Consider the following 7,814-nt stretch of genomic DNA (forward strand, 5'->3'; position numbering starts at 1 on the left):
ACCCACTTGGGCCGCTTCAATCAAAACAGATTTGACCGCTTGGGCCGCAAATTGCACCCTCCTGATGGGGAGGCTTACTGCCGCAACGGGGCACAAGCAGACGCCGCGCTCCCAGAAAAAAACAGCGTGAACGGCAATTAACTGACCGGATACCAGACTCCAATGCCTTTCCGTAAGCGATCAGCTTATTATTCTTTTCGTACCATTCTCAGTGGTTTTTTAAATACTGATCGAGCGGCACCAAAAGATTCTTGGCAACGCTCATTTCTCCAGAGAGCGCCTGAGCGTCGACGGCCATCTTGGTCGTTAGGCCACGAGTGCTTGTAAGATTTCGTTTTGCATTGTTTTCGGGTGAAGGATCTTTGGTAGCAGACACCAGGAGCAGTGCCACGCCTGCGACTTTATTTTCTTTCACACCCTGACCGCGCACATACAGCATGCCCAGATTACCGATGGCCAGCGCATCGCCCTGCACCGACGCCTTGCGATACCACTCATTGGCTTTTGCGAAATCAATCTTCGTACCACGACCATTTTCATAGAGCACGCCCAGGTTGTATTGCGCAGCTGCATTACCTTGTGCAGCGGCTTTGCCATACCAAACAATTGCTTCCTTCTCATCTATGCCAATCCCGATGCCTTTCTCATACATCAAGGCCACATTGAACTGGGAGTCGGCATGCCCTTCTTTAGCCGCTGTGAGAAAATGTTTGTAGGCGAGCGGCAGATCGTTGGCTTGATAAGCGGCGATCCCAGCCTCGAAATTGGCATTTTCTCTAGCTTGAGCGGGGGTCTCTACTGCAAACGCGAGAGTGACAAGGAAGCATGCGCTGAGCGCAATAATCTTGGCTTTGAATGATTTCATTTTGTGTCGGTGTATTGGTTTGGTGATGGGCTGCTGGCGCTTGTCAAACAATCCTGCTACCTGCATGTGACGTATCGAGAAGCAATTTGATGGCCCTGATAGGCCAAAATCAAGACCGTCACACCGAAATTTTGAACGGCGGGTTTCCGATTACTTAGCTGTCATTGCGCATGAAAATGGCATCAGAAAACAAAGGGCACGTTGCCGCCATTCCTTGACTTGATGGGTCAAACGTCGGTGAATCCTCCCGGCATGGCCGGGGGATCACAAAGCGCTTGAGACAACGCACCGAATTGGATACAGGCAGGTCTTGAACCGGAGCAAACCCGGACCGGTGCGACATGCGAGACAACGATGCTACCGAATCAGTCGCTCTTGCCAGGTACCTGCAGCGCCTCCAGGGCGGCATCCAGCGCGAAGGTGCCGCCCTTCTGGCTAGGTGGAAACTCCCTGAAGGTGCCGAGGAATTTCCCCACGTACTGCTGAGCGGGAACGAGCAGGAAGATGTGTTCGACCCACCAGCGGTTCCAGTCCATGGCCTCCACGTCGCCGATCTCGAACGGATCGGTTCGGATATTAAATATCTTGGGCGCGCGCAGCGTCGTGAACGGCTGACGCCAGACCGATGCGCCGTGCGCCTTCTGTTCGGCGAAAACAATCTTCCACTGGTCGTAGCGCAGGCCGACAAGCTGGCCATCATCATTGAAGTAGAAGAACTCGTGCCGCGGGCTCGGCGACTTGCCGGAAAGTGCGTCGGTGATGTCGTAGCCATCGATATGGACTTTAAAGGATTTGTTGCCGACCTTCATGCCCTTCTTCAATTGCTCCGTTACATCGGGCACCCCGGCGGCGGCCAGCAGCGTGGGAAGCATGTCCTCGTGCGCGAAGATGTCATTGAGCACGGTGCCGGGCTTGATCACGCCGGGCCAGCGAATGGCCGTCGGCACGCGGTAGCCGCCTTCCCAGTTCGTGTTCTTCTCGCCGCGGAACGGTGACGTGCCGCCGTCCGGCCAGGTGAATTTCTCGGCGCCGTTGTCGGTCGAGTACATCACGATGGTGTTCTCTTCGAGTCCGAGTTCCTTCAGCGCATTCAACAGCTCGCCGACTTGTGCGTCGTGCTCGAGCATGCCGTCGGGGTAGATTCCCAGCCCGGACTTGCCGCGGGACGACTCCTTCAGCCGTGTCCAGATATGCATGCGGGTGGAATTCCACCACAGAAAGAAGGGTTTGTCGGCCTTCTTCGCGTCGGCCATGAAGCGGATCGTCTCCTGGGTGACTTCGTCGTCGATGGTCTCCATGCGCTTCTTGTTGAGCGCGCCTGTGCTCTCGATGCGCTGTGTGCCGTCGGCGTTGGCCCAAGTGTGGATGACGCCGCGAGTGCCGAAACGCTTGCGCAGCTCGGGGCTCTGGAAATAGTCCTCGTGTTCTGGCTCGTCTTCGGCGTTCAGGTGGTAGAGCGAGCCCTTGAATTCCTGGAAGCCATGCGCGGTGGGCAGGTGTGTGTCGAGGTCACCCAAGTGATTCTTGCCAAACTGTCCTGTCATGTAGCCCTGCGCCTTGAGCAGCTCGGCGATGGTCACGTCGCGAGCCTGCAGCCCTTCCTTGGCACCCGGTAGACCGACCTTCAAGAGGCCAGTGCGGAACGGCGACTGCCCGGTAATGAAGGCGGCACGTCCGGCAGTACAACTTTGCTGGCCGTACCAGTCGGTGAACAGCGCGCCTTCCCTGGCAATGCGGTCGATGTTCGGCGTTTTGTAGCCCATCATGCCCTGGTTGTAGGCGCTGACGTTCCAGTAGCCGATGTCATCGCCCCAGATGATCAGGATGTTGGGCTTCTTCTGCGCCGCCTGGGCCAGCGCGGGCCAACACAGGGCCGCGGCCAATAGGATCGAGAGGGCTTTCACTAACGTCTTTCTCATTCTGCTTCTCCGGCTGCGAAGGCCTCAGCGCAAGGCCATCTGTGGTTGGGCGATAGAGCTACTCGAACGCGAAAACCCTCTTCCAGTCGTTCTTGATGCTGATGACGGTCCAGCCCTGCTTCTGTGCCTGATCGTACAGAGCCTGGGTGAACGCGCCGACCTTCGTCGCGGGTAGCCCCTGGGCGGGCCCGTAATCATACTCGCGCTGGGCATCGTCGTGGAGTACGAGCATCGACAAGCGCGCACCGTCTCCGGCTTTCGTATACTCGAGCATCTGCCGGTCGCCGGTCGAGTTGCCGACGGCCAGATGCGGGCGGCGACCAATCATCAAGTGGATGCCTTCCGGCTTGCCGGCATCGTTGTCGTTGAGCAGCAGCTTGGGTTCCTTGGTCAGGAAAGGCTTGCCGTCCTTGCCGTAGCCGTATCGGGTGCCGACCGCGCTCCCTACCACCTGTTCGGGCGGGACGCCGTAGATTTTCTCGGCGTACTGGCGGACGAAGTCCTGGCCACCGCCGGTGACGATGTAGGTCTTGTAGGCGTTGGCGCGCAGGTATTCGAGCAACTCCTGCATCGGCAGGTAGGTGAGAGCCGTGTAGGGTCGCTTCCAGCGCGGGTCGGTCGCCGTTTCCAGCCACTTCTTGACGTCGGCGTTGAACTGGTCGATTGACATGCCCGTCAGGGTCGCGGCGAAAATCTTCTCCAGATCCGGCATGGTCAGCCTGGCGATTGCTTCGCGGTTGCCGGACAGGACGGTTTTGAAGGGCTCGACGCCGGCGAGTTCCGGATCGGCTCGGGTGATGGCATGGACGCGATCGAGGCAGTACATCACCTGCGCGTACATTGGATGCTCAACCCACAACGTACCATCCTGGTCAAAGGTGGCGATGCGCTCGGCGGGCGGCACGAAGCTGGCGCTGGAGTGGTCGGTGGTTTCCCGGACGAAGGTGACGATGGCGCGTTTGGCGGCGCCGTCGTTCCACGACGGCAGCGGATCGGACTGGGCCTGCGCGCCGAATGCAAGCAGCACGCCCAGCGCCAGGACCCGCGAAAATCTGGAAAAAAACGACAGTTTCGGCATGGCTATTCTCCTGTGATACAGAATTCCCGGCGGCCGACGAGCATGTCAGAACGACGGCTCGAGCGCATTGATCACCGAAAAAAACGGGCGACTTTTTTAGGCCGCCCGCTGTATTACTGCTCAATCACATCCTTTGACGGGTTGCTCAGTGGCCCGGGTGGCTGATGTGTTTGGCTTCCTGCATCGAGTGGATAATGTTATCCAGGTTGTAGCTCGCCGGTGTCTGCAGCGACGGGAAGGTCCTGTACGTCTCGAGCTCCTTCAGCCACAGCAGCTGTCCGATGGGCAGCAGGTTCCAGTCATAGATCATCGCCGTGCTAGGCGCGGCCAGTGCGCCGCCGTAGCCCATGAGCGTGCCATCAACCGAGGCAACCGACCGCTCGAAGGGGTCACGCTTCAGGTTGTTGACCATGGTCCAGTGATAGGTCTCTGGGGAGCCGAAGATATCCTGCGCTTTGGAAGAAACCATCGTGTAGTAGAACTTCCAGTTCTTGTACCGCACCGCTGAAGGCTGTGCGCCGGTGTAGTAGAAGAACGTGTCGCGCGCAGAGTCGCCCTTGCCTTCGAGATAGGCCCGCTGATCGAAACCGTCCAGCGTGGTCTTGACGATGCCGGGGTACTTGCCGGCCTCGATCTGCTTCTTCAGCCCGTCACCCGAAGGCCCGCCGGCGATATTGACCAGGGTGGGCACCCAGTCCAGTGACGAGAAGATCTGGTCCGGATTCGTGCCAGCCTTGATGTGCCCCGGCCAGCGGACGAGCATCGGAGCCCGCATACCGCCTTCCCAGGTCGTCAGCTTGCCGCCCCTGAACGGTGTGATGCCGCCGTCCGGATAGGTGATCGCCTCGGCGCCGTTGTCGGTGGTAAAGACGATGATGGTGTTGTCGAGCTGGCCCATATCCTCGAGCTTTTTCATCACGTAGCCGATGTTGTCGTCCATCTGCTTCATGCCGGCTTCGTTTGGACCCCAGTCCTTGCCGCCTTTGACGCCCAGCATGTCCGCGTACTTGTCCGAGAGCACGGTGGTGACGTGCATGCGCGCCGGGTTATACCAGACGAAGAACGGCTTGCCGGTTTTCTTGGGGTCATTGCGGTCGAGGAAGTCGATGACCTTGGCGGAGATTTCCTCATCCACGGTCTTGGAACGTTCCAGCGTCAGCGGCCCTTCGTCCTTGCAGGACTGGTTTTTCTCGCTACCGTCCGAAGAAGTACACGCGAGCATCGGCCGTGGCGGAGTCATACAGAGTGCCGTTCTAGGGTCGACCGCGCCGGCGACCTCTTTGAGGCCCTTAACCGGGGTATTCTTACAGGGTGGCACAACGACCTGATCGACCGAAGACTTGTTGATGTCGGGGAAACTCACGCCCTGCATGGCGTCGAGGTGATACAGGTAGCCCCAGAACTCCTGGAAGCCGTGAGCGGTGGGCAGCGACGCCGATTTATCACCTAAATGGTTCTTGCCGAATTCGCCAGTGGTGTAGCCGAGGTCCAGCAGGAATTTGGCTATCGCGGGCGTGCCCGGCAACAGCGAACTGGTAGCACCCGGAAGCTGCGGCATGACCATGCCCGCCCGCAAGGGATGCATGCCGGTGGAGAAGGCGGTGCGACCGGCCGTGCAGCTCTGCTCGGCATAATAGGTCATGAATCTCGCACCTTCCTTGCCGATGCGATCGATGTTCGGCGTTTCGCCTACCATCAGGCCCTGATGGTAAGCTCCCACGTTCATGATGCCAATATCGTCGCCCATGATGAACAGGATGTTCGGCTTGGCGCCGGACGTGGCGGCAAAGGCCGACCCGGTGCCGAATATCAGCGCAGCGATTAGCGCCAGCAATCTGGGACAACAGCGCAAAATGAGCTTCATGTTCTTCTCCTTTCAATGATTCACGGCCCGAGGCCATAGGCTCGGGCGTTGCCCGAGCGGGTGTTTTGGACTTGTTGGGTTGGTAAGGGGCGCGTCAGTTCTTCCTGTTTTTGGCGGTCCCGCGGCGATCATCGCTGATACGGACCACTCGCACAAGGGTTCGTCCTGCCGGTCCTGTGTTGGTGGCCTGCGAACGTTTCCGGTCAGTGGGGAATTTGGCGCACTCGAGACTACTAAGGGAGGCCCCCGGCTTGGCCGGGGGGATGCTTACTGGTCAGGGCGTTCCAAGGAACAGGTAGAAATTGGAATAGCCACCGGTCGAGCCGGCGTTGGAGTAGCCGTAACCCAGGTACACCGGGCCCAGCGGCGTTTCGCCGCCAAAATAGACCGCGGCGCCAGGGATCCAGCCCTTGAGTTCGGTCTCGGTGAATGGCCGGCCGATCTTCGCCGTCTCGAACGCTGCGCCCACCCGCAGGTCGCCACGCAGGCCGAGCGGCAGGCGGCCGATGATTCGCTCGGCACGGATACTGCCGTAGCTCATCTCGTCACCTTTCAATTGCCCGACAGCAAAGGCAGTCATGTTCAGCATGCCGCCCAATTGCCCGAGGTCGTAGGCCGGCAGTTGTCCGACCGGTGAGCCTTGATACGAGAGCCTGCTCGCCAGCACCCAGTCGCCGATACTCCAGTAGCCGCTGGCGCCGGCATCGAGCCTGCTGTAGCCCTCGGCTGCGGAGTCGAAGTACTTGATGTTGCTGGACCAGCCGTTGGTCGGGAAGTAGAGTCGATCGGTCTGGTCGAAGTCCAGTGCCGCAAACCAGCCACCAAAGGTTTTGGATTCCTGTGGCAGGAACGGTGACCCGGTGTCGATCTCGCTCTTTCGCCAGTTTTCCTGCCAGCCTAGCCGTGCCTGCCCGAGCAGTCCGATATTCGCGCCGCCACCCAGACGTAGACCGCTCTGGGAAATGCGGTATTCGGCAAGCTTCTTGTCGTTCTGGTAAACCCCGGTTATGCGGTTCAGGTAGCTGGCGTTGGCTTCGACGAAGAAGCGCTGCTGCGCGTCGAGGGGTTGGTAAAGGTCCACGCCAAATCCGTTTTGTGAGCCGATTTCGCCATAGGCGAGGAATTCGCCGCCGAGCGCGTTGAGCCAGGTCTTCTGGTAGGCGGCGCGCAGGCTGTAGGTGGAGTCGGTGCGGAAGTTGCTGTCCAGGTTGATGCCGAAGCGCATGTAATCGGGTCCCCAGCCTTTCTCGACCGGCGTCACGCGCAGAATGTTGCGTTCGCGCAGCGTGGTATCCAGCGCGTAATCGACCTGCTCGTAGTAGCCATCGCCATAGCTGCGCATCAGATCGGCGTCCACTTTGGCCGGGTCGACGGTATCGCCCGGCTTGATCTGCAGATAGCGCTGGACCACTGCCGGGTTGACCAGCCTGAGTCCGGCGATCTGTATCTCGTCAACACGCGGCGCTACGGGCATGGGGGGCTGGACTTGCGCAACCCAGGCTGCGTAAGCGGTTTCGCTGACCGCCAGTGTGCGCAGGCGATCGGCGACTGCTTCAGCGGCTTTGGCGCCGCGATCCGCCGTTTCCGAACTGCGCTTGAAATCGCCCGCCGTGATCCCCTCAAGATCGGGCTTGATGTAGATGTCGGTCGGTTTGAGCGTTGCCAGCGAGCGCGTCACATTCTGCTCGGTCAGGATGTTCACCATCTGCGCCGACACGCTCAACAGGCCGCTGATGTCCTCGGCCTTGAGTAGCGGCGAGCCGACATTGACCGCGATGATCACGTCGGCCTGGCAGCGGTCGCGCGCTTCGTCGATCGGCACGTTGTCGACCAGGCCGCCATCGACCAGCTTCCTGCCGTCGGTTTCGACCGGCGCCATCAGCCCGGGAACCGACATGCTGGCGCGCATCGCTTGCGACAGGCTGCCCTGACGAAAGACCACCCGCTCACCGCCGACGATGTCGGTGGCAATGATCGACAGGGGCAGGGGGAGGGTCTCGATTTCGCGCTCACCCAGATAATCGCGGACCAGGGCGTTGAAGAACAGCTTGATTTTCTGTCCCATGACGATACCTGGCTGACCCTTGA

5 protein-coding genes are annotated in these 7,814 nt (G+C 59.7%); all 5 read right to left on the reverse strand.

Going from position 1 to position 7,814, the window contains the following annotated elements; genetic code table 11:
- Positions 1-208: 208 nt before the first annotated feature.
- Complete coding sequence (locus RUW20_RS17985) at positions 209-931, reverse strand: tetratricopeptide repeat protein (RefSeq protein ID WP_313953599.1); 723 nt, start codon at positions 929-931, stop codon at positions 209-211.
- Between the two features lie 299 nt (positions 932-1,230).
- Positions 1,231-2,784, reverse strand: a complete 1,554-nt coding sequence (locus RUW20_RS17990; RefSeq protein ID WP_313953600.1) for an arylsulfatase — start codon at positions 2,782-2,784, stop codon at positions 1,231-1,233.
- A 58-nt stretch (positions 2,785-2,842) separates the two neighbouring features.
- On the reverse strand, positions 2,843-3,862 hold the full coding sequence (locus RUW20_RS17995; protein ID WP_313953601.1) for an HAD family hydrolase: 1,020 nt from the start codon (positions 3,860-3,862) through the stop codon (positions 2,843-2,845).
- A 145-nt stretch (positions 3,863-4,007) separates the two neighbouring features.
- Positions 4,008-5,726, reverse strand: coding sequence for an arylsulfatase (locus RUW20_RS18000; protein ID WP_313953602.1), 1,719 nt, complete (start codon positions 5,724-5,726; stop codon positions 4,008-4,010).
- Between the two features lie 274 nt (positions 5,727-6,000).
- Positions 6,001-7,814: patatin-like phospholipase family protein (locus tag RUW20_RS18005; RefSeq protein ID WP_313953603.1), on the reverse strand; the 1,814-nt coding region annotated here is incomplete at its 5' end.

Origin of the sequence: Accumulibacter sp., from assembly GCF_032229525.1 — a bacterium.
GTDB lineage: Bacteria > Pseudomonadota > Gammaproteobacteria > Burkholderiales > Rhodocyclaceae > Accumulibacter.

Coding starts and splice junctions, on each gene's coding strand:
- RUW20_RS17985 (WP_313953599.1), bottom strand. CDS start 931: ATGCAGGTAGCAGGATTGTTTGACAAGCGCCAGCAGCCCATCACCAAA.
- RUW20_RS17990 (WP_313953600.1), bottom strand. CDS start 2,784: ATGAGAAAGACGTTAGTGAAAGCCCTCTCGATCCTATTGGCCGCGGCC.
- RUW20_RS17995 (WP_313953601.1), bottom strand. CDS start 3,862: ATGCCGAAACTGTCGTTTTTTTCCAGATTTTCGCGGGTCCTGGCGCTG.
- RUW20_RS18000 (WP_313953602.1), bottom strand. CDS start 5,726: ATGAAGCTCATTTTGCGCTGTTGTCCCAGATTGCTGGCGCTAATCGCT.